This window comes from Salinarchaeum chitinilyticum (assembly GCF_055390775.1).
Genome location: NZ_AP043888.1, coordinates 596,044 through 616,840 on the forward strand (window position 1 = coordinate 596,044; position 20,797 = coordinate 616,840).

A 20,797-nucleotide genomic window follows, 5' to 3' on the forward strand; every position below is an offset into this window, starting at 1 on the left:
GCTGTCGAATGAGCGAGCACCGAGCCGGGGCTGACCGACGCCGGAGCGACGGCGGAACGTCCCACTGCGAGCGAAGGAGACACGTTGCTCCGGGATCCCGTGTGTGGTATGACCAGGACCGTCGGCGACCTCCGGAACGAGATCCGCGTCGCAGTGGACCGCTTCGAACGGCCCGATTCCGCGGGGTTCACGAAGGAATCGCTCGCGGCAATCTGCGAGGCCGTCGGCTACGAGATCGACCACGAGAGCTATCCGCCGACCGCACAGATGCAAGCGGGAATCCTCTGGCGCGTCGACGAGCTGGAGACGGACGACCCCGCGGCCGTCGGCAGCAGCTTCCGGAAGGCCGAACTCGAGGCGATCGCGGACGCCCTCGGCGTCGAGTCCTGACGGCCCGGCACGAGCCACTCAGCGCGACACTCGGGACGCCAGCGTCGCTCGGTAGCGGCCAGCGAGCGCACGAACGACGAAGCGGTCCCGTTCGTCGACGCCCAGCACGTGGAGCACAGCGAGATAGCTCGCGACGCCGAGGAGCAACGCTACCGCGACTCCGAGCGGCCCGTCGATCGTGCGCCGGAGGGCCCACATGACGCCGATCATCACGGCACCGGCCGCCAGCGGCGTCAGGAACGACGCGTTCCACGGCCAGAGCCCCTCGAACCGTCGCAGGAGCAGGACCTGGAGGAAGTTCTGCACGGCGATGGCCAGCGACGTGCCCAGCGCCGCGCCGACGAGGCCGAACTCGACCACGAACAGGTAGGTCAGTGCGACGTTCAATACGGCCAGGAGCCAGTCGAGTGCCATCCGCGCGTACTGGTGGTCGGTCATCATCAGGAGCCAGCCCGTCGCGCCGACGCCGCTGCCGACGAACACGCCGCCGAGATAGACGACGAGTGGGAGGTGGCCACGGGTGTACGTCGATCCGAACAGCCCCAGTAGCTCCCGTCCGAACACGACCTGGACGGCGAGGATCGGCAGGACCGTCGTGACGATCAGCCGCGTCGCCGACGCGTAGACCGCGTTCAGCGTCTCGACGTCGTCCTCGCCGTAGAGGTTCGAGGCGACGGGCGGCAGGAGCTGGTTGAACGCCATCAGTGGAATCCACGCGACGGCGACGAACACGAGCACGACGTTGTAGATCCCTGCGGCGACCGCGGTGAGCAACGCGCCGACGAGGAACACGTCCACGCGGTTCTGGAAGATCTTCCCCAGGCTACTCATCGCGACCGGCGCCGCGTACCGATAGTACTCCTTCGCGTCCTCGACCCCGATACGAAGCGTGGATCGGATCCCGGTGACCCGGACTGCGACCGGTACGCCGACGAGCACGAGCGCCGCCATACACGCGACCATCGCTCCGGCGACCCCGACGACGGTGAAGCCGAGTCCGAGCGCGACTACGGCACCGACGAGCCGCATCGCCGGTCTGAGCAGTTTGTTGAAGAGGACCTCGCCGCGAGCGGAACCGACCGCGCGAAAGATTGCCGAGACGATCATCACGAGGCCGATCAGGACGACGAGGATCCCGAACAGCCGCAGGGCCGGGGGAAACGCCGGGTCGTCGACGGTGGCGCGGTTGATCCTCCCCGCGAGCAACCAGATTCCGACGGCGATCAGCGTTCCGACGCCGAGGGTCGTCAGGTAGGCCAGTCCGGTGGTCTTCGAGCGCTGGGCCGGATCGGACTCCGCAGCGGGGAGGTAGCGCTGCAGTGCGGGCACGCTCCCGAACGTCACCAGCCGGACGAGCGTCTCGGCGATCCGCCAGGCGAAGGCGTAGACGCCGTAGGCTACCGGTCCGAGTCCGCGTGCGAGGACGAACTCCGTCGCCGCGATCAGCGCGCGCTGGCCGGAGACGCCGCCGCTGGTCACGACCGCTCCGTGGACGATCGTGAGGAGTGCCTCGCGCTCGGCGGGAGGGATCGACGATTCCTCGCCGTCGGCTCGCTCCGTCGTTCGTTCCCCGGCTCCCGCGCTCACGGTTCGGCCGGCGGTTTCCGCCCGGAGTGATAAAGCGCTCCGAAGTCGGACGGGTTCGTCGTGGCGATTGGCGAAAGGATCTTTATTCCGCCGATCGGCGAACAGGATATGTGCTCGGGGCTCCCGGTCGTCGCGATGGCCGGCCTGATCGTCGGTCCGCCGCTCGCGAAGTGGCCGCGTGGCATCGCGAAGTTCACCGAGTTCTTCGACGCGATCGGTCGGGCACCGGCGGGCCCGATCGAGCCCGCGGAGTGGAAAGTGGGATTCACCTACGTGCTCGGCATCGGGCTGACGATCGCCGGCGTCCTCGGAGCCGCGGTCTGCTTTCTGCTGTGAGCAGTTTCTCGACGGCGGTCTGACCGTGTCGACGGATTCGGTCCCTCGATCCGCCGGCTGCTCGCGACACCCGCCGCATTTCCGCCAGCCAAACCTTTCTCACCCACCGCGACGAGGCTCCGGCTATGACCTACCGCTTCGTCGGTGCCAACTTCGACCAGATGCACATGAACACGAACCTCGAGTGGGTCGCCGACCATCCCGACGCCGAGATCGTCGGCGTCTGCGACGAGGATCCCTCGACCTCCACGGGATCGCTCGAGGACGCTGTCGAAGCCCACGATATTCCCGACGACCGCGTCTTCGACGACCTCGAGGCGTGCATCGAGACGACTGATCCCGACGTCGTGCTCGGCTGCCCGATGAACTCGGAACACGCACGTTTCGTCGAGCGGGTCGCCGAGTACGACGTCCACGTCGCGATCGAGAAACCCCTCGCGGACTCGCTCGCGAGCGCCGATCGGATGATCGACGCGATGACCGGGACGGACAACCTGTTCGCCCTGAACTGGCCCGTGATGTGGGATCCGGTCAAGCACGAGGTCCGGCGGCTGGTCCAGGACGGAACGATCGGCGAGGTCGAAGAAATCCAGTACTACGGCGGGAACGCCGGCGCGCCGCCCGCCGACAGCTGGTTCTACGATCCCGCGGCCGGCGGCGGCTCGATGCTCGACTACCTCGGCTACGGTGCGACCTTCTCGACGTGGTTCCGCGACGGCGAGCTCCCTGAATCGGTCACTGCCGAGGACTACGTCCCGGAGGACCTCGAGGTCGACGTCCAGTCCTCGACGATCGCGCGCTTCGAGGACGGCCTCTCGGCGTTCCAGACCTCCTGGCGCATGCCGACGAACCCCTGGGAGATCGAGCCCCAGCCGATGAAGGGCTACGTACTCGTCGGTACGGAGGGGTCGATCTCGACGGTCGAGCGCGGCGTCGAGATCCGCGTCCAGACCGACGCGGAGCCCGAGGGGTACGAAGTGGAGCCGGAGCAACTTCCCGATCGATTCCAGAACCTCGTTCACTACGTGATCGACCGGCTGGAGACCGGCGGGGAACCGGAGGGTCCCTGCGACCCGGCCTTCTGCCGGGAGGCCCACCGGATCGTCGAGACCGCGAAGCAGAGCGCGGCCGCTGGGGAGCGACTGGAGCTGGTGGACTAACGGCCCGTTCTTGGGGCCTCCAGTTCCCGGCGAAGCGGTACAGCGTGGGAATTCAGACCCCAGGCACGCCAACGGCGCCGAAGCTTGCGAGGTCGAGGAGCGCGAGCACGTAGAGGACCGCCAGCGTCGCGATCCACGCGATCAGCGCGATCAGGACAGCGTCGACCCACCCGCCCGGGTAGCGCCAGTTGATCACCGCGACGTACGCGAGCAACACCAGCACCGGACCGAGCAGCGGGATCCACCCGAACAGGAACCCGACCACGGCCCAGATGATCGCACCGATCAGTGCTGTCACGATCGCGTACGTGTAATCGTCGTAATCTGAGACGACGCGGGCCCCGACGTAGATGCCGAGTGCGCCGATCAGGAGGCTGACGAGGAAGACGACGACGGAGTCGATGAGCGCCATGCCCGGTGCGTCGGGAGAGCGCTACAAAGTTAGTCCCCGATTTCACCGCGCCGGCGGTGGGGTATACTCCGAGAGGTCGGTACTCCGCAGGTCCACTTCCTCGCCCTCCTCCGCGGCCTTGTACGCGGCCATGCAGATCCGCAGGACGCGCAGGCCGTCTTCGACGTCCAGCGTCCCGTTCTCGCCGGCGCGGAACGCCTCGACGGCGTCACGGTTCTCCGCGACGTAACCGCCGTCGACGACCGCACCCGCACCGATCGGCATCCGGCCGCTGGTGGCCGCCTGCTTCTCCGCCCAGCCCTCGCCGTCGCTGAGGTCGTCGGAGAAGAACACGCTCGAGGACTCGTCGTCGGTCATGACCTGGCCGGAGTACTCCGGACCCAGAAGTTCAATCGAGCGCCGGACGCCGGAGCCGACGTAGCACCAGGAGCCTGTGGCTTCGGAGACGAGCGGTTCCCCGTCCTCGCCTTCGTAGCGCACCGTGGCGCGGGCGTAGTCGTCGGCGGGATTCTCCTCCCAGTCGACGCCGTGTTCATCGCGGAGTCGTTCGGCGTACTCCTCGCGGCCCCACTTGAGCGTCTCCGTGTCGGCGGAAACGGCGACGGGTTCGAGGCCGCCGTCTGCCCGCTCGGGATCCGATAGCAGGACGTGGTTGCCCGCGAGCGCGTGACAGAGCATGTCGGTCAGCGCGCCGCCGCCCTGGAGTTCGCCGTCCCAGAACCACGCGGAGTGGGGCCCGCCGTGTTCGGCCTGCGAGCGGGCGATATAGGGTCTGCCAGCGTCGCGGCCGCGCTGCCAGAGCAGTTCCCGGAGCTTCGCGATGTCGGGCTCGAACGGCCAGTTCTCGAGGTAGGCGTTGGGAATCCCGGCGGATTCGATCCGCTCGGCGACGTGATTCGCCTCCTCCATGTTCCGCGCGATCGGCTTCTCCATCGCGATACCGTCGATCAGTGGATCGTTCCCGTCGGCGTCCTCGACCGCGTCCACCGCCGCGTCGATCACGTCGACGCGGGTGAAGTTCGGGCTCGTCACCCAGAGCCCGTCGACGTCGGGGTCTTCGACGAGCGCGGCGACGTCGTCCTCGCCGTAGACCGAGGGATCGCCCCACCCTTCCTCGCGGCAGGTCGTTGCGACCTCCTCGGCGTTCGATCGCGTCCGGTTCTGGATCCCGGCGACGTGGACGTCCGGGAGGTACTCGACGCTCGGGATGTGCATCTCGCGGGTGATGAATCCGCAGCTGACGACGCCGATGCCGAAGCTCTCCGTCATGGTCGTGTGTGGTATACGTTCGCCCATAGCTCCTCGGATCGCGGTCAGCTGTGGGGTCGCGGTGAGCTGTGGAGTGCTGGATCGCAACGGCTGCCACGTCGGATTGGAACCCGGCAGATCGTTCGGCGAAGCCGCCGGTCACAACTCGTCGTACCTGATCGGTTCGACGCCAGCGTCCTCGACGTACGCCAGCACGCGCTCGTCGGTGAACATCCTGCGCTGGGCGTCGCGTTCGGTTGCGACCGTCCCCGGCTCGCCGTCGGGGAGTCGGATCTCGGCCATCCCCGCGTCGTCGTACGCCGGGTGCCCGACGACGATGTAGGTGCCGGGGTCGACGCCGTCGAGATTGTCGAGGAGCCATTCGGGCCCCGAGCCGATACCCTCCGTTCCGGGGAGCGGCGGCACGCCCCACCAGTTGATGAGCCCCTCGCGGTGGCATAGATCGTCGAACGCGTCGGCGAACCATTCCGACGCCGGCTCGATGAGCATGTGGGTGTCGGCGTAATCGGGCTCGAAGCCGACGTCCCGGAGACGCTCGATCTGGGCGGTCACCTCCGCCAGGATCTCCTCGCGATCGGGGTCGGTGTCGAACAGTGCCTCGGGTGTGCGGTGGAACCTCCCCTCGTCGGTGACGAGCGTCGGCACGTCCTCGGCATCCAGCACCGGTCCCCAGGTCGGATCGGCCCACTCCGACGTGAGCGTCACGTGTGCGCCGACGCAGAGCCCGTCGACGTCCGCGAGGCGATCCGCGGCGTGGTCGAGCGCAGGCGTGGGTGCCATGACGCTGACGTTCCGGAGGATTCCCTTCTCGAAGCACTCCCGGATCGCGTCGTTCGCGCTCTCCGCCAGCCCGGCGTCGTCGGCACGGGTGAGCAGTCGGACTCGATCGCCGTCGGTGTCGGCCGTCATCGTGTGGACCTCCGGGGCCCGCGTGCTAAGCGTGCCGGCCGACGGTCTGCCCGGGCGCGTCGCCACCTTCCGACAGGCGAGGATTGATTTCCGTGTGCGGCGGCAGTTCGAGTATGACGATCGACATCGGCATCGTCGGCGCAGGGAATCGAGGCGAGACGCACGCTGGAGAGTACGCTGACGTCGACGGCGCGGAGGTCGTCGCCGTCGCGGACATCGACGAGGAGGCGTCGGCAGCGCTCGCCGACGCCGTCGGCGGCACCGCGTACGGCGACTACCGCGACATGCTCGACGACGCGGACCTCGACGCGATCGACGTCTGCGTCCACAACAACCTCCACCGGCCCGTGACCGTCGACGCGGCCGAGGCCGGCTGCCACGTCTTCTGTGAGAAGCCGATGGCGGCGACCTACACCGACGCGAAGGCGATGATGGACGCGGCCGAGGACGCGGGGATTCACCTCGGGATCCAGAACTACGAACTGTTCAGCGAGGAGACCCGGGCCGCGAAGACCCTCCTCGACGGCGGCGACCTCGGCGACACGTACTTCGGCCGCGGCGTGTTCTCCCGGCGCCGCGGTCGCCCCTACGTCGACGGCTACGGCACGCCGTCGTTCGTCTCCAAGGACAGCGCCGGCGGCGGTCCCGTCATCGACATCGGCACCTACGTCATCGGTCGCCTGCTCTACCTGCTCGGTAACGAGCCCGTCGAGCGCGTTTCCGGCGCCACGTTCGAACACACCGACGACACCTACGACGAGGATCTCGTGGGCGACAACCAGGACCAGTACGTCGAGCGGCTCGCGGAGTCGGGCTACGACGTCGAGGACGCTGGGATGGGCTTCGCTCGACTCGCCGACGGCTCGTTGCTCACGCTCCGGGCCGCCTGGCACATGTTCCTCCCCGACGACTCGGACGCGCTCGCCGGCACCAAGGGCGGCGTTCAGTTCGACCCCTTCGAGTTCTACACCACCACCGGCGACTACCAGGCTACCGTCTCGATGGACCTCGAGGAGTACGAGGGCCGGCAGGCCCTGCTCGAGGGCGACACCGGCTACGACTTCGAGCGGGCCGTCGGCCAGTACCACCACTGGATCGACACGCTCACCGGCGAGGCCGAGGAGGTCGTCCCGACCGCCGAGATCGCGCTGAACTCCATGCTCGTCATGGAGGGCATCTACCTCTCCCAGGAGGCCGGCCGGGAGCTCACCGCCGAGGAGATCGCCGAGCGCTCCGAATCGACCGCCATCGACGTCTGAGCTGCGCTCTCCCCCGCCGTCGTCGTCTCGTCGTCCTTCCGCACGAAGTCGGCAAGCCGGAGGGGCAAGGAAACCGGCTTTTAGCGTGGCCGACTCGTCGGGAGTATGGCCAAGACTGCCATCCAGCTGTACACGCTCCGCGACGTCGACCTGCCGTTCGACGAACTGCTCGAGGCCGTCGCCGACGCCGGCTTCGACGGCGTGGAGTTCGCCTATCGCGTTCCCGACGAAGATCCCGAGGACGTTCGTGCAGTTCTCGACGAGACGGGGCTCGAGCCCGCCGGCGCTCACATCCACCTCGAGGACCTCGAGGACGACTTCGAGGACACCGTTTCCTTCTACGAGACGCTCGGCGTCTCCGACTTCGTCGTCGCGTGGCTCGACGAGGAGTACTTCACCAGCCGCGAGGGGCTCGACGAGGCGATCGAGCGACTCTCCGCGGCCGACGACCGCCTCGCCGAGCGCGGCCACCAGCTTCACTACCACAACCACGACCAGGAGTACTCCGAGTTCGACGGCGAGCCCGGATTCTTCACCTTCATCGAGGAGAGCGAGTTCGGCCTCGAACTCGACCTCGGCTTCGTCCTGCTCGGCGGCGACGACCCCGCCGAGCGGCTCCGCGCCGTCGGCGACCGTTGCGATCTCGCCCACGTCAAGGACGTCGACGTCGACGCGGGCCACTCCGTTCCCGTTGGCCAGGGCGACGTCGACATCGAGGCCGCGGCGGCAGCCTTCGAGGACATCGGCGGCGAGTGGCTGATCTACGAGTACGAGGGCGACGATCCGATCGCCTCGCTGGACGACGCCGGCGCGACGATGCGCGATCTGGTGTAGGCGGATTCGACTGTTCGCCGACTCTCGGTTGCGGCGTGATTGTGTGACTCGACTACCCGGGAAATCAATTGCTGACCGCGGAGTGACTTGGACAGCAGATAGCTTGGATACCGGGAGATCGGAGATCTCCCGACGCCGTCGATCGTCGATCGACGAGCCCTGGCTCGCTGTTGCTCGCCAGGACGCCGCGGGCGTGGCCCGCGACAGCCCCCTCCCGCTCGCGTCCGCTCGCTCGCTGCGCCTTTCGCTCCCTGCGGTCGCTACAGTGCTTGGCTTCGCGACCGAACGCGACCGGTGGGCCCCTTCCAGTCCCGGAAGAGCAAGCTCTTCCGACCTTCGCAGAATCAAAGATTCCGCTCAGTCCCACCCGGTGGATTTTGGTGGATCATCGCTCCGATGGATCGCCCATCGAGCGGAAGCCGGGGGTGATCCCCAGTGCTGAGCGCGCCCGAATTTCCGTCGCGCAACGCTCCCCAAATCTCTCCCAGGGAGGGACTTCGGAAGGGGCCGACCGCTCGACGAAGGACGACGACGCAAGCACTGGACCGAGCGAGCGTAGCGAGCGAGGGAAGCGCGCAGCGAGGCGCCCGAGTCGAGCGGGAGGGGGATTCCGTGGCGGTTCGCTGTCAAGCCGATTCCCACGCTCCGCACTGATTTCCCGAGTAGTCGAATCGGGGAGAGCGAACGCCGACGAAGAACATCGGAGCCTCACTCCCCGGAACGGGGCTCGAAGCGCGTCGTACACCAGTGACAGAAGTCGAGGTCGTCGTCGAGCTCCCGCCCGCAAACGGGGCAGTCCTGGCTCACCTCTCCGGCGGCCTCTCGCGCCCGGCGCGCTCGGGCACCGCGCGCGATGGTGTAGGCGTCGACGACGCTGAACGCGAACACGGTGACGACGACGATGAGGCCGACGGTGGAGGCCTCCGCCGTCATCGCTTCGGAGGCGTCCATCATCGACTGGGGATCCGTGATCGACGCGTCGGAGAGCGGACCCTGCGGAATCGCGAGCAGCACTGTGCCGACGCCGAGCACGAACCACAGCAGTGAGCGCGCCCACTCCCGGAGGTAGAGATGCCCCAGTCCGGGGTAGAGGAAGGCGAGGAGTGCGGCGAGCCAGGGCCGAGGTCGTCCCATACGAGGCGCTTACCCGCCCGATGGTTTATGCTTCCGGGTTCGGAGCGAGATCCTCGACCAGTGCCGAAAGCGCCGCGACGTCGAACTGCCCGGGCGCCGTCGCGTCGGCGGGATCGACGGGCGCGTACCCGATGCGAGAGCCGTAGATCGGGGCGACGGCGCGGGAGTGACGGCCGGGCTCGCCCATCGCCATCGTCGCGATCGGACGCCCCTGAGCGACGAACTCCCGGGTTACCGAGAGCAGGGGTGGCACGTCGTCGACGGACTCCGCAGTGGTGACGACCTTCCCGACGTCGCCGTGCTCCGTCGCCGCTCGCGCCAGCGAGCGGAGGTCGTCGACCGACGGGGTGCGGTCGAAGTCGTGAACGGAGGCGACCACGGTGACGGGATCGGGAACGCGCTCGGGAACGCCCGCCGCGTCGCCGCGGCGCATCGCCTCCAGTTCGACGTCGATCGCCTCGACGGCGTCGAACTCCGCTGCAGCGAGGAGATCGTCGAGCCGGGCCTCGTCGTCTGCGGCATCGCCGCCCTCCCACTCGACGCGGTTGGTCGCGATGATCGGCAGGTCGGCGTCGTACTCGGCGAGCGCCGCGAGCGGATCTCCGCCGGCCAGGTCCATCCGGAACTCGACGGCGTCGGCGTGCTCGCGAGCGGCGGGATGGCTCGCGTCGGATAGATCGGCCGTCGCGACTGCGAGGACGAACGAGTCAAAGTCCATTTGTTCGCTGCTGTCCGCCCAGTGAATTGAACCTTTCCACCGGTACCCGCTCGCGTAGCTACCTGACGGAGTCCGACCGAAATAGCGCGAAACCGTCGAAAAGGAACGGCGACCGATCAGGCGACGCCGAGGCTCTCCTCGGCCTCGAGGAGCTCGTGGTAGCGGTTCCGAATCGTGACTTCTGAGATGTCCGCGACCTCGCTGACGGCGGCCTGCGTGGTCTTCTCGTTGGTCAGGAGCGCGGCGGCGTAGACGGCCGCGGCGGCGAGCCCGACCGGCGACTTGCCGCTGTGGACGCCCTTCTCCTTGGCGTTCTGGAGCAGGGAGCGAGCGCGGTGTTCGGCCTCGTCGGAGAGTTCGAGCCCGGAAGCAAATCGGGGCACGTAGCTCTCGGGATCCGCGGGGCGGACTTCGAGGCCGAGTTCGCGAACGACGTAGCGGTAGGTGCGTGCGACCTCGTTCTTCTCGACCCGGGAAACCTCCGAGATCTCGTCGAGGCTGCGCGGAACGCCGGCCTGTCGCGCAGCGGCGTAGACGCAGGCCGTCGAGACGCCCTCGATCGAACGGCCGGGGAGGAGGTCCTCCTCGAGCGCGCGGCGGTAGATCACGCTGGCGGTCTCGCGGACGTTGTCCGGGAGGCCGAGCGCGGACGCCATTCGGTCGATCTCGCCGAGTGCCTGCTTGAGGTTCCGCTCCTTCGAGTCGCGGGTCCGGAACCGCTCGTTCCACTTCCGGAGGCGCTGCATCTTCTCGCGCTGGCGGGCGCCCAGCGAGTTGCCGTACGCGTCCTTGTCGCGCCAGTCGATGTTCGTCGAGAGCCCCTTGTCGTGCATCGTGTTCGTCGTCGGCGCTCCGACGCGGGACTTCTCGTTTTTCTCCTTGGAGTCGAAGGCCCGCCACTCGGGCCCGCGATCGATCTCGTCGGTCTCGACGACCAGCCCGCAGTCGTCACAGACCGTCTCACCGTGCTCCTCGTCGTTCACGAGCAAACCCCCGCACTCCGGACAGGAGAGGTCCTCCGCGGCCTCCTCTTCCTCGACCGTCCCCTCGTCGGCTCGCTCGCTGGCTCGTGTGCGTTCTCTCATTGCGATAGATGCGTTGTACCGGGACAGGAGACGCTCGCGCCCGGTGGTCCGTCGCCTCAGGTATTTCCGAGAACGCCGTATAAGCGTGCCGATATAGCACCGCGAGACGGCGCGAAACGCCCGGAAACGGGCGCTGCATTCCCAACGGGTAATCGTGAACGATCGGCACCACCGGGAAAGCGAGCGACCGCCGATGGCCGCTACCAGCGGCTCTCGATCTGTCCCGGGCGCCGGACGTCGTCGACGACGCCGTCCTCGGCCGCGTCGTGGTAGATCCGTCCCCAGAGCGACGCCTGGACCAACGTCGTGTAGGCGAAGAAGACGGGTACCAGGAAGAGCCACGGGATCACACCGATAATGGTGATGAACAGCAAGATCGTGCCGAAGAAGAAGGCGATCTGGAGCACGACGCTGATCCCCAGCTGGTAGGCGACGCCGATCCAGAACTTCGCCGTCGCGACGAACCGGACGAACCGGAGGTTGCCGTAGACGCCGCGGACGCTCCCCGTCCCGTAGAACACCGGTGGAATCGCCGCGACGAACAACATGGTCGGGAAGTAGAGCAGATACGCCAGCGCCACCCGTTCGGTCAGAATGAGGCCGACGAACGCGCCCATGAGGGGGACGAGCAGTAACCCCATCGCGACGAACAGCCGAATGCCGTCGACGAGGAGCCCCCACCAGTCACCGATCTCCGGGGGCGACGCGTCTTCGATCGCCGCCGCACGGCCGGTCCGGTACTGGTAGCCGGTGAACATGAAGAGGGGCACCACGAGGATCGACAGGACGAGGAGGAGTGCAGCCAGTACGACAGTTTTTAACCCGTTGGCGAGGGGATACTTGAAGCTGAACTCGAACACGTCCAGCTCGAAAGGGTTCGCCGGAACGTCGACGCGGGAGGGTCCCTGTGGCTCGCCAGCGTCGGCGCCGACTGCGAAATCGACGTCGTCGAGGGAGTGACCACAGCTCGTACAGAACCGTGCTGACGGATCGACCTCGGATCCACATTCAGGGCACGTTGCCATGCTTCGAGGTAGTTGCCGACTGCACATAAACGTCAGTGGGCCGTTGCAGCCGCTGCAACTCGACGACGCGACGCCGGCAGGTGGGTGACGGACTGCCGCCGGCACCCAACTTATAACAGTGGATGGCATTGGCCGAAATATGGGAGCACTCCTGGCCGACGAAGCCGCCGAACGGATTCGAAGCGTCAGTCGGACGGCCCTCGGCGAGAGCTGCCGATCGGTGACCTACTTCACCAAGGACGACTTCGAGCAGCTCTACCTCCGGGACGACCTCGAGAAGGACGCGGACCTTACGGGGTTCATCGGACACGAGTGGCGCGGATTCCGCCTGACGCAGGCGGCCTACGAGGGGACCGAGCTGGGCAAGTACAAGTTCACCGTCCGCGCCTTCGAGAACGGATATCTCATCCGAGTGACCGGCGACCGGGACGGGGTGTTCGTCACGACCGATCCCCGACCGCTCCACGACTTCGAGACCGTGGCGGATGCACTCCGAGAGGTCTTCCGCGAAGAGCTGGAGTGAGTGCCAGCACGTTTCCAGTGGATCGCAACCCCCAACCGTGAGCGACGCCTCCACTCCAACGATGAGTGACGAGTCGACCGAGCCCGCCCGGCGCGCGTTCGAAGCCCACGCCGCCCTCGAACCGTCCGAGGAGGGGTACGTGGTCACGACGACGGCATTCGACGCGACCGTCCGCGCTGAGCCGATCGACCAGGACGGACGCGACGCCCGGTTCGAGGTCGACGTGTCGATGCCGACCCTCGACGCCGCCGTCGCGAACGAGACCGTCGGGGACGTCGTCGAAGACGGCTGGTTCGACACGCTCGCCCTCCGGCTCGAAGACGCGTACGACGCGGCGGAGGTCGATCCAGACGGCGAACCGGACATCCGCCGGACTGACGGTCGCGTCGAGGCCAGCTTCGCGTTCCTCGCCTGGGACGCGAGTGCCGGCGTCGACGACGCCAAGGCGATCGTCGACTTCGTCGAGGGAACCTACGTCCAGGGGGTGATCCCCGGCTACGAGTACGCGGATCCGGTCGCAGGCCTGCTCGACAGCGCCACACAGCAGGCTGGCGGGGAAGACGGCGGTGCGGAGCGGGGCGGAACGCCGCTGTAGCGGTGCTGAAAGTACAAGCGATGGATCCGCGAGCGGCCGAGCGACTGTAGGGAGCGAGGTCGGCTCGCGGCCTTTTTTGGTCCAGATTTTTTCGAGGAGGGTTCCCGCAGCGAGCGTTGCGAGCGAGGAAACCCGACGAGAAAAAAGGTGGGCTCTAGTCCATGGCAATATACGTCCGCGTGTCCTCGACGCCGTCAATGGCCTGGATCGAGGTCGCAGAGACGTCCTTGACCTTGCCCGGCGTATCGACTTCGACCTTGGCGATGAGGTCGACGTCGCCGGCGACGATGTGGGTATCGACGACGCCCTCGATCGCCGAGATCTCCTCGCGGAGGCGATCCGCGGCGCCGGTGTTGGCCTTGACCATGACGTAGGCGGTGACCATCAGCTGACACCCCCTGCCGCGGCGCGGCCGGCCTCGCCGACGACGAGCTGTCGCACGTCGTCGAGCACGCCGAAGTCCGCGAGGACGACGATCCGGTCGCCGTTCTCGAGGGACTCGTCGGGCGAGGGGATGCCGAGCGGTCCGTCGGACTTCCCGAAGGCGAGCACGGTGGCGTCGGCGGGGAGCTGCAGCTCGCTGATCGAGTAGCCCCGGATCGGCGCCTGTTCTGTGATCGTGAGCTCGACGACCTGGAGATGCTGCGCGATGTCGGCGATCGCTCGAATGTCGCCGCCGAGCAGCGCGTTCTTCGCGCCGATCGCACCGAGCCGTTCGGGGTAGACGATCTCGTCGACCTCCGCCGCGTACTTCCGGTAGATCTCCTCGCGGTAGTCCTCGTCGATGCGGAGGACGGTGCGCGCGCCGCGGTGTTTGCCGATCATACAGGCCGCGAAGTTGACGTTGAGATCGCCAGTGAGCGCGCCCAGCGCGTCGGCGTCCTCGATGCCGGCTGTTTCGAGGATTTCCTCGCGAGACCCGTCGCCTTCGACGACCTCGTAGCCCTGGCTGCGTGCCCGCTCAGCCTTCGTGTCGTCGCGCTCGACGAGCACCACCTCGTGCCCTTCTTCGCCCAGAACGCGTGCCGTGCGGAGTCCCACACGACCGGCGCCAATGATAACGAACCGCATGTCGGGAGCTACACCCCGGCACTTGAAGAAGGTTTGCAAACTGGCGACCGCGCGGGAGCGGAACCACCGGCACACGTCGGGGGAAGTATTTTGTGATATGAGAACGTACCACACGGATCGATGGTCCACGCGTTCGTCATGGTGAAGACGGCAGCGGGCTCCTCGGAAGGGCTGGTCGACAGCCTCCGCACAGCAGGACCGATCAGCGAAGCGCACATCGTCGCCGGCGAGTACGATATTATCGCCGAACTCGACGTGGGCGAAGTCTACGACGTCCTCGACACCGTCGCGAATCAGGTTCGGTCGCTCGAGGGCGTCGCGGACACGCGAACGTACATCTCGATGCAGTAGGGCGGTCTCGATACGGGAGGTTCCGAACGGTGTTCCTGTGGGTGCCGGTTCGGGACAGCGGCGTCGCCCTCCACGGCGTCTTTCGACACCCCGAAGTACGGAGCGCTCGAAGGACCGGCAATGTCGGTGCTGACAGGAATCGGCGTCGCCATCATCGTCGCGGTCCACACCGCCATCGCGGTCGTACTGACGCGGTTCTTCCGCCTGCAGTTGAAGACCGAATGGGGCGCCGCGATCTACACGCTCTTCTTGATTCCGCTCGCGCTGATCGTCTCGGCGTCGTTACTGAGCGGGCTCCTCGGCCTCGGTGGCAACCTCGGCGGGCGCGACGTCGTCCTCCTGCTGGTGATCGTCCTGCCGCTCTCGCTCGGAATCACCATCGACCTGTTCTGGATGCCCTCGCCCGACGAAATCGAGCTGCCCGCCGACGCGAACTGAGCGGAGCGAGGAGACCGTGCCGAGATCGACCGACGAGCTACCGAACCAGATGACGCCAGACTAGATGACGCCAGTGTACTCCGCGGCCTCCCGCGCCGCCGTCTCTTCGAGCCCGTCGCCGAGGATCGTGTAGCGGTCCCGGATCTCGTGGGCGGTCGTCAGCGCCTCGATCACCTGCTCCTCCGAGACGCCGAGATCCGCAGCGGTGGTCGGCGCGTCGATTGAATCCAGCGCGTCGCGGATGTCGAGCCACATGCCCTTCTCGCCACCATGCAGGTACGCCGTGACGATCGAGCCGACACCGGCTTGGTGGCCGTGGAGCGCTGCCCCGGGCGCGATCCGGTCGAGCTGGTGGCTGAAGAGGTGCTCCGCGCCGCTGGCCGGCCGGGACGAGCCTGCGATCGACATCGCCACGCCGGAAGAGACGAGTGCCTTGACGACGATCCAGGCGGACTCCTCGAGTCCCGGCCGGACCGAGTCGGCGTTGTCGACGAGGATCTCCGCGGTCATCTCGGAGAGCGCCGCTCCGTACTCCGAGTAGGGGACGTTCTTCAGTCGACGGGCGAGCCGCCAGTCGAGGACGGCAGTGTAGTTGCTGATGATGTCCGCACAGCCTGCCGTCGTGAGTTCCCAGGGCGCGTCCGCGAGGATCTCCGTGTCGGCGACGACGGCCAGCGGCGGATCCGCGGCGATGGAGTGGCGCGTCCCCTGATCGGGCACCGACGCCCGGCCCGAGACGATGCCGTCGTGACTCGCCGCGGTGGGCACGGAGACGAAGCCGCGATCGACCTCCTCGGCGGCCATCTTCGCGATGTCGATCGCCTTCCCGCCGCCGACGCCGATCAGGAATCCGGGATCGACCTCGCGAGTTCGCTCGATGACGCGTTCGATCGCATCGAAGTTCGCTTCTTCGACCTCGACGATCACCGGCTCCTCACCGGCGTCGGCGAAATCCTCGGCGATCCGCTCGGCAGCCAGTTCGCGCGGTGTCGGGCTCGTCACGATGAGCGGTCGACCAGCGAGGTGGAGATCGGCGACGGCCTCCACGGTGTCGTCGACGACCCCGTGGCCGACGACGACGTTCCGGGGCAGCCGGATCCAGGTAGACTTCTCGAACATAGGGAGTCGTTGCGATGGGATCGTTTAGTAAGTGCGGGTCATTGCGGGTCGCGAGGGGCCCGCCGCGCTGATAGCTACTCGGCGGAGTCCAGCGCTCGGAGACATTCCTGGGTATCGCCAGCTGGCGGGCCGGGATCGCGTTCCGTCTCGTACTCCGTCCGGACGGTCTCGGCGATGGCGTCGGCCGGATCGACGGGCTCCCAGCCGAGTCGGTGGAGCTTCTCCGTCGAGAGCACGTGCGGGTTCGGATTGTACAGCGGGAAGTCGGCTGGCTCGAGGTCACCGGCAGCGAGTTCGCGCTCGCTGGCGGTCACGATTTCGACGTCGGTTTCCAGCCCGTCAGCGATCCGCTCGACCACCTCGCCGAGCGTGAGGATCCGGTGGTCGCCGACGTTGTACGCCTCGCCGGGTGTGCCGTTCTCCGCGACGGTCCTGATCGCGCGAGCAACGTTTGTCACCGAGACGAGGTGGTGGATATTCGTCCCGTCACCGGGGACCAGGATGCGGTCGTTCGCTCGAACGCGCTCCGTCCAGTAGTTCAGCCGGCCGGTGTAGTCGTGCTGGCCGTAGACGATCGTGGGGCGGACGCTCATCGCGTTGACGCCGTCCTCGGCGGCCTCGAACACGGCGCGATCGCCCTCGGCCTTGCGTGCGCCGTAGGTTTCGTGACTCTCGTCGACGGCCTGCTCGTCGCTGCAGGGTTCAAGTGCCGTCTCCCCCTCGCGCTTGGGAATCTCGTTCGTGCCGTAGGCCGATCCACTGGAGACGAACACGTAGGCGTCGGCGTCGGCGAAGACCTCCGTCGCCATCCGGACCTCGCCAGGGTAGTAGGCCACGCAGTCGACGACGATTTCGGGGTCGACCTCGTCGCGTGCGTGCTCAAGCGCCGCGTCGCTCGTGCGATCGCCCGTGACCTGGGCGACGTCGGCGTGCTCAGCGAAGGGGTTCTCGTGGTTGCCGCGGTTGAACAGCGTCACGTCGTAGTCGGCGTCGAGCAGTTCGGTGACGAGGTGTCGACCGATGAACCGCGTACCGCCGATGACGAGTGCGTCGGGCATACGCCCACCTTCTGGCCGAGCGACCAAAGTTCGGTCGCGTTCGATCGGCGTGGTGGAGCGGGGGAGCGGGGCGGCGTTACTGGACTGCGCCGGCGAGCTTGACGACCGGATGCGTCGCGCTCCGGTCCGAGAGGTCGCCGAACTGCGAGCGACAGGACGTTCCCGGCGCCACGACCTCGGGCTCCGGGTCGTCGAGGCGATCCGCCGCGTCGTCGACCTGGTCGAAGAGGATCCCGCCGATCGCCTCACTCATCGAGACGTGTTCGGCCTCGTAGCCGAAGGAGCCGGCCATGCCACAGCAACCCGAGTCAAGGACCTCGACGTCGTAGCCGGCGCGCTCGAGGATCGTCGGTGCGTGGTGCTCGCGGCCGATCGCCGTCTGGTGGCAGTGGCCGTGATAGAGCAGCTGTTCGTCGGCGCCACCGTCGGCACCGTCGGCACCGAGCTCGAGGTCGAACCGATCGGCGTACTCCATGACGCCGTAGGTGTTCGCCGCGACGGTCGCCACGCGGTCCGAGCCGAGCAGCGTCGCGTAGTCCGACTGGAACATCGCGGCCTCGGAGGGCTCGACGGTGACGACGTCCCAGCCAGCCTCGATCCGCGGTTCGAGCGCGGCGACGTTCCGTTCGGCGCGCTCCCGTGCGCGGTCGAGCAGTCCCTTCGAGAACGCCGGCCGGCCGCTGTCGGTGACGTCGTCGGGGATCTCGACGCGCACGTTCGCTGCTTCGAGCACTCGAACGGCGGCCTTCCCGATCTCGGGCTCGATGTACTCGGTGTAGGTGTCGGGAAAGACCAGCGCGCGCCGCTCCGCGGCGTCGGCGTCGATAGCCGGATCGCGACCGGCCATCCAGTCCGAGAAGCTGGTCCGTGCGAACGTCGGCAGCTCCCGCTCGCTCGCGATTCCGACCGTCTTCTCTGCGAGCCAGCCCGAGCCCGGCAGCGACGCGAGCCAGTTCGATACGGGTGCGGTTGCACTGCCGATCTTCGCCCAGCGCCGGATGTCTCCGAAGAGGCGGTCGCGGACGCTGGTACCGTGTTCCTGGTGGTGTTGGTGGGTCAGTTCGGCTTTGAGCGTCGCCATGTCGACCTCGCTGGGGCAGTCCCGTGCACAGCCCTTGCAGCCGATACAGAGGTCGAGGATCTCCTCGACGAACTCCTCCTCGGTCGCGTCGTCCGGAAGGTCACCGCTCATCGCCTGCCTGAGCGCGTTCGCCCGCCCCCGCGTCGAGAGGGACTCCTCCTCGGCGGCGCGGTAGGTCGGGCACATGACGCCGCCCGTTTCCTCCTGCGTACCACGGCAGCCGCCGCAGCCGTGACAGAGCTCGACCATCCCCTGCATCCCGTTCTCGTTCTCCCACGCGAGCGCGGGGTCGAACCCCGCGTCGAACTGGTACTCGGGGTCGAACCGGAGATGCTCGGCCATGTCGATCGCGCCGGTCGCGTCGCCACAGACCTGCCCAGGATTCAGGAGCCAGTCGGGGTCGAACGCGGCCTTCAAATCGCGGGAGAGTTCCCAGACGTCGTCGCCGTAGAGCTTCCGGTTCCACTGGCTCCGAGCGCGACCGTCGCCGTGCTCGCCCGAGACGGAGCCGCCCAGTTCGACGACGAGGTCGGTGACGGCGTCGGCGATCGAGACCATACGCTCGACCCCGTCGAATGACTTCGTGTTGATCAGCGGCCGCACGTGCAGGACGCCCGGGCCCGCGTGAGCGTAGAAGGACGCGAAGGTGTCGTGCTCCTCGAGAATCCCCTGGAAGCGCTGGACGTACTCCGGGAGGTGTTCCGGCGGGACCGCGCAGTCCTCGATGAAGGAGATGTGTTTCTCGTCGGTCGTCCGCGAGAGGAGGATCGGCAGGCCGGACTTCCGGAGCTTCCAGAAGCGCTCGCGCTCCGCGGCGTCGTGGGCTTCGAGGCCGGCGAAGGCGCGGTGGTCGGCGTCGGTCCGGATCTCGCCGGGCGGCTCGATCTCCGTCGTTCGGGCGTCCGCAGGCACGCGGTCGGCAAGGAGGTCCGCGACCTGTTCGCGACCGTGGGCGTCGTCGCGGGCGTAGAACTCGACGAGGAGGAGCGCGCCCGTGCCGTCGGGGACGACGGTCTCGACGAGCGCGCCGAACTCCTCGGTGTCCTGGGCGAGACTCAAAAGTACGTCGTCGAGGACTTCGACGGCCGCGGGATCGTGGGCCAGGATCGGCTGCACGTCCTCCATCGCGGTGACGAGGTCGTCGTAGGCAAGCAACGCGACGGCCTTCGTCTCCGGCAGCGGTTCGAGGGAGACGGTCGCCTCCGTCACGATCCCGAGGGTCCCTTCGCTGCCCGCGAGCAAGCGCGCGAGGTTGACGGTTCCGCTCTCGCCGAACTCCTCACCCGTCGGGCCGATGCCACCGCGGGCCTCGGCGACCAGTCGATCGAGGTTGTAGCCCGAAACGTTGCGCTTCATGTCCGGATAGGCGTCGTCGATGGCCTCCGCGTGATCGTCGACGATCCGGCGGACGGCCTCGTAGATCTGCGGGAGCAAGGCGTCGTCCGCTGGATCGGGGTCGGCCTCCTCGCGGATCGTTTGGAGGTCGACCTCACCGAGCGTCGTGACGGTGCCATCCGCGAGCACGACCTCGCAGGACTCGACGTAGGCGTCGGTCTTGCCGTAGACCAGCGAGTGGGCGCCCGTGGAGTTGTTGCCGATCGCACCGCCGAGGGCGCTCTTGTCGCCCCACGCCGGATCGGGCGCGAACGTGAGACCGTAGTCGTCGCAAGCGGCGTTCAGTTCGCCGAGCGTGACGCCCGGCTGGGCGCGAGCGAGGCCGGGAACGTCCGCACTCGCGTCCGCGGGATCGTCCGGATCGGGATCGACGGCGAGCACGTCGTCCATGTGCTTCGTGAAATCGAGGACGACCGCCTCGTTGACAGCCTGGCCGGCGAGACTGGTGCCGCCACCGCGCGGGAGCACCGGCACGGATTGCTCGGCACAGTACCCCATCACCGCTGCCACGTCGTCGGTCGATTTCGGGAAGACGACGCCGACCGGGGTCACCTCGTACGCGCTGGCGTCGGTCGCGTAGAGCTGGCGGCTGTACTCGTCGAAGCGAACGTCGCCCTCGATCCGCGCTTCGAGCGCTGCGACGAGGTCCGGGCGGTGTTCCTCGCCGCCCTGGTAGTCGTAGTTCGCCCGGGGATCCCTCGACGGATCGCGAGCGGAACGGGTGTCCTCGGAGCTCCGGGAACTCCCTCCAGATTCCATGGCGGGAGTCGTCGTGCTGACTCCATAGGAGCTTCGCCCGTTCCGGCCGCAACTGGACGAGAACCGACCGACGACCGGGACCCCTAGCGCCGAGCGTTCAGTGCTTCCCCCAGCGTTCGCGCACACTCTCTGAGGAACAGTATCACGGACGCCAGTATGCCGATCAGCATCAGAATCGGCCCCTCCGAAGCGGTGATCTCCGACCCGACCACGACGAACTGGATGGCGAAGAGCATGTAGAACATGTCTCGCTGTCTCGATGCGGGCATCGTTCCGCACACTTTGGCCC

At 67.5% G+C, this 20,797-nt stretch carries 23 protein-coding genes; 9 read left to right on the forward strand and 14 right to left on the reverse strand.

Annotation, left to right across the window (positions count from 1 at the left end):
* Positions 1–108 precede the first annotated feature (108 nt).
* A complete protein-coding gene (locus ACZ5KP_RS02905) occupies positions 109–390 on the forward strand; it encodes a hypothetical protein (protein WP_460919718.1) in 282 nt (93 codons plus the stop codon).
* Between the two features lie 18 nt (positions 391–408).
* Here ACZ5KP_RS02905 and ACZ5KP_RS02910 read toward each other — a convergent pair whose 3' ends face one another.
* The gene (locus ACZ5KP_RS02910) at positions 409–1,977 is read right to left on the reverse strand and encodes an oligosaccharide flippase family protein (RefSeq protein ID WP_460919720.1); all 1,569 of its coding nucleotides are present in this window, start codon (positions 1,975–1,977) and stop codon (positions 409–411) included.
* Between the two features lie 108 nt (positions 1,978–2,085).
* Here ACZ5KP_RS02910 and ACZ5KP_RS02915 point away from each other — a divergent pair, with 108 nt between their 5' ends.
* Both ACZ5KP_RS02915 and ACZ5KP_RS02920 read left to right on the forward strand, forming a co-directional pair.
* Positions 2,086–2,313: a DUF6199 family natural product biosynthesis protein gene (locus ACZ5KP_RS02915; RefSeq protein ID WP_460919722.1), complete on the forward strand. Its 228-nt coding sequence runs from the start codon at positions 2,086–2,088 to the stop codon at positions 2,311–2,313.
* A 125-nt stretch (positions 2,314–2,438) separates the two neighbouring features.
* Positions 2,439–3,473 (forward strand): Gfo/Idh/MocA family protein, encoded by a 1,035-nt coding sequence (locus ACZ5KP_RS02920; protein WP_460919724.1) that lies wholly within the window; start codon positions 2,439–2,441, stop codon positions 3,471–3,473.
* A 52-nt stretch (positions 3,474–3,525) separates the two neighbouring features.
* Here the strand turns inward: ACZ5KP_RS02920 and ACZ5KP_RS02925 are convergent, their stop codons facing one another.
* From ACZ5KP_RS02925 to ACZ5KP_RS02935, 3 genes are all read right to left on the reverse strand, one after another.
* A complete protein-coding gene (locus tag ACZ5KP_RS02925) occupies positions 3,526–3,885 on the reverse strand; it encodes a hypothetical protein (protein WP_460919726.1) in 360 nt (119 codons plus the stop codon).
* 42 nt (positions 3,886–3,927) lie between these two features.
* On the reverse strand, positions 3,928–5,154 hold the full coding sequence (locus ACZ5KP_RS02930; RefSeq protein WP_460919728.1) for a Gfo/Idh/MocA family protein: 1,227 nt from the start codon (positions 5,152–5,154) through the stop codon (positions 3,928–3,930).
* A 138-nt stretch (positions 5,155–5,292) separates the two neighbouring features.
* Complete coding sequence (locus tag ACZ5KP_RS02935) at positions 5,293–6,063, reverse strand: carbohydrate deacetylase (protein ID WP_460919731.1); 771 nt, start codon at positions 6,061–6,063, stop codon at positions 5,293–5,295.
* A gap of 113 nt (positions 6,064–6,176) precedes the next feature.
* Between ACZ5KP_RS02935 and ACZ5KP_RS02940 the strand changes: the two genes are divergently transcribed.
* Positions 6,177–7,322 (forward strand): Gfo/Idh/MocA family protein, encoded by a 1,146-nt coding sequence (locus ACZ5KP_RS02940; RefSeq protein WP_460919733.1) that lies wholly within the window; start codon positions 6,177–6,179, stop codon positions 7,320–7,322.
* A gap of 105 nt (positions 7,323–7,427) precedes the next feature.
* Positions 7,428–8,156: a sugar phosphate isomerase/epimerase family protein gene (locus ACZ5KP_RS02945; RefSeq protein WP_460919735.1), complete on the forward strand. Its 729-nt coding sequence runs from the start codon at positions 7,428–7,430 to the stop codon at positions 8,154–8,156.
* A gap of 708 nt (positions 8,157–8,864) precedes the next feature.
* Here the strand turns inward: ACZ5KP_RS02945 and ACZ5KP_RS02950 are convergent.
* The 4 genes from ACZ5KP_RS02950 to ACZ5KP_RS02965 all read right to left on the reverse strand — a co-directional run bounded on the left by ACZ5KP_RS02950 (position 8,865) and on the right by ACZ5KP_RS02965 (position 12,118).
* Positions 8,865–9,290, reverse strand: a complete 426-nt coding sequence (locus ACZ5KP_RS02950) for a DUF6677 family protein (RefSeq protein ID WP_460919737.1) — start codon at positions 9,288–9,290, stop codon at positions 8,865–8,867.
* Between the two features lie 25 nt (positions 9,291–9,315).
* Positions 9,316–10,008, reverse strand: a complete 693-nt coding sequence (locus ACZ5KP_RS02955) for a type I 3-dehydroquinate dehydratase (protein WP_460919739.1) — start codon at positions 10,006–10,008, stop codon at positions 9,316–9,318.
* A 116-nt stretch (positions 10,009–10,124) separates the two neighbouring features.
* Positions 10,125–11,093 (reverse strand): transcription initiation factor IIB, encoded by a 969-nt coding sequence (locus ACZ5KP_RS02960; RefSeq protein WP_460919741.1) that lies wholly within the window; start codon positions 11,091–11,093, stop codon positions 10,125–10,127.
* Positions 11,094–11,293: 200 nt separating this feature from the next.
* Positions 11,294–12,118 carry a zinc-ribbon domain-containing protein gene (locus ACZ5KP_RS02965; protein ID WP_460919743.1) on the reverse strand — a complete coding sequence of 275 codons (825 nt, stop codon included), beginning with the start codon at positions 12,116–12,118 and terminating at the stop codon, positions 11,294–11,296.
* A 139-nt stretch (positions 12,119–12,257) separates the two neighbouring features.
* On the opposite strand from ACZ5KP_RS02965, the gene ACZ5KP_RS02970 reads away from it, so the two are divergent.
* Both ACZ5KP_RS02970 and ACZ5KP_RS02975 read left to right on the forward strand, forming a co-directional pair.
* Complete coding sequence (locus ACZ5KP_RS02970; protein WP_460919745.1) at positions 12,258–12,641, forward strand: DUF7522 family protein; 384 nt, start codon at positions 12,258–12,260, stop codon at positions 12,639–12,641.
* Positions 12,642–12,702: 61 nt separating this feature from the next.
* Entirely contained in the window at positions 12,703–13,236 is a 534-nt protein-coding gene (locus tag ACZ5KP_RS02975; protein WP_460919747.1) for a DUF5813 family protein, read from the forward strand.
* A gap of 154 nt (positions 13,237–13,390) precedes the next feature.
* On the opposite strand, the gene ACZ5KP_RS02980 is transcribed toward ACZ5KP_RS02975, so the two are convergent.
* Entirely contained in the window at positions 13,391–13,621 is a 231-nt protein-coding gene (locus ACZ5KP_RS02980) for an Lrp/AsnC family transcriptional regulator (protein ID WP_460919749.1), read from the reverse strand.
* Positions 13,621–14,307, reverse strand: a complete 687-nt coding sequence (locus ACZ5KP_RS02985; protein WP_460919751.1) for a potassium channel family protein — start codon at positions 14,305–14,307, stop codon at positions 13,621–13,623. Before ACZ5KP_RS02985 ends, ACZ5KP_RS02980 begins: the two co-directional genes overlap by 1 nt.
* Positions 14,308–14,427: 120 nt before the next feature.
* On the opposite strand from ACZ5KP_RS02985, the gene ACZ5KP_RS02990 reads away from it, so the two are divergent.
* Together ACZ5KP_RS02990 and ACZ5KP_RS02995 are read left to right on the forward strand one after the other, a co-directional pair.
* Positions 14,428–14,658: an Lrp/AsnC ligand binding domain-containing protein gene (locus tag ACZ5KP_RS02990; RefSeq protein ID WP_460919753.1), complete on the forward strand. Its 231-nt coding sequence runs from the start codon at positions 14,428–14,430 to the stop codon at positions 14,656–14,658.
* A gap of 120 nt (positions 14,659–14,778) precedes the next feature.
* Positions 14,779–15,096, forward strand: a complete 318-nt coding sequence (locus tag ACZ5KP_RS02995) for a hypothetical protein (protein WP_460919755.1) — start codon at positions 14,779–14,781, stop codon at positions 15,094–15,096.
* 60 nt (positions 15,097–15,156) lie between these two features.
* Here the strand turns inward: ACZ5KP_RS02995 and ACZ5KP_RS03000 are convergent, their stop codons facing one another.
* The 4 genes from ACZ5KP_RS03000 to ACZ5KP_RS03015 form a co-directional block, all read right to left on the reverse strand.
* Positions 15,157–16,215: an NAD(P)-dependent glycerol-1-phosphate dehydrogenase gene (locus ACZ5KP_RS03000; RefSeq protein ID WP_460919757.1), complete on the reverse strand. Its 1,059-nt coding sequence runs from the start codon at positions 16,213–16,215 to the stop codon at positions 15,157–15,159.
* 74 nt (positions 16,216–16,289) lie between these two features.
* Positions 16,290–17,273 carry an NAD-dependent epimerase/dehydratase family protein gene (locus tag ACZ5KP_RS03005; RefSeq protein ID WP_460919759.1) on the reverse strand — a complete coding sequence of 328 codons (984 nt, stop codon included), beginning with the start codon at positions 17,271–17,273 and terminating at the stop codon, positions 16,290–16,292.
* Positions 17,274–17,349: 76 nt separating this feature from the next.
* Complete coding sequence (locus ACZ5KP_RS03010) at positions 17,350–20,508, reverse strand: FAD-binding and (Fe-S)-binding domain-containing protein (RefSeq protein ID WP_460919761.1); 3,159 nt, start codon at positions 20,506–20,508, stop codon at positions 17,350–17,352.
* An 83-nt stretch (positions 20,509–20,591) separates the two neighbouring features.
* A complete protein-coding gene (locus ACZ5KP_RS03015; RefSeq protein WP_460919763.1) occupies positions 20,592–20,777 on the reverse strand; it encodes a hypothetical protein in 186 nt (61 codons plus the stop codon).
* Between the last annotated feature and the right edge of the window lie 20 nt (positions 20,778–20,797).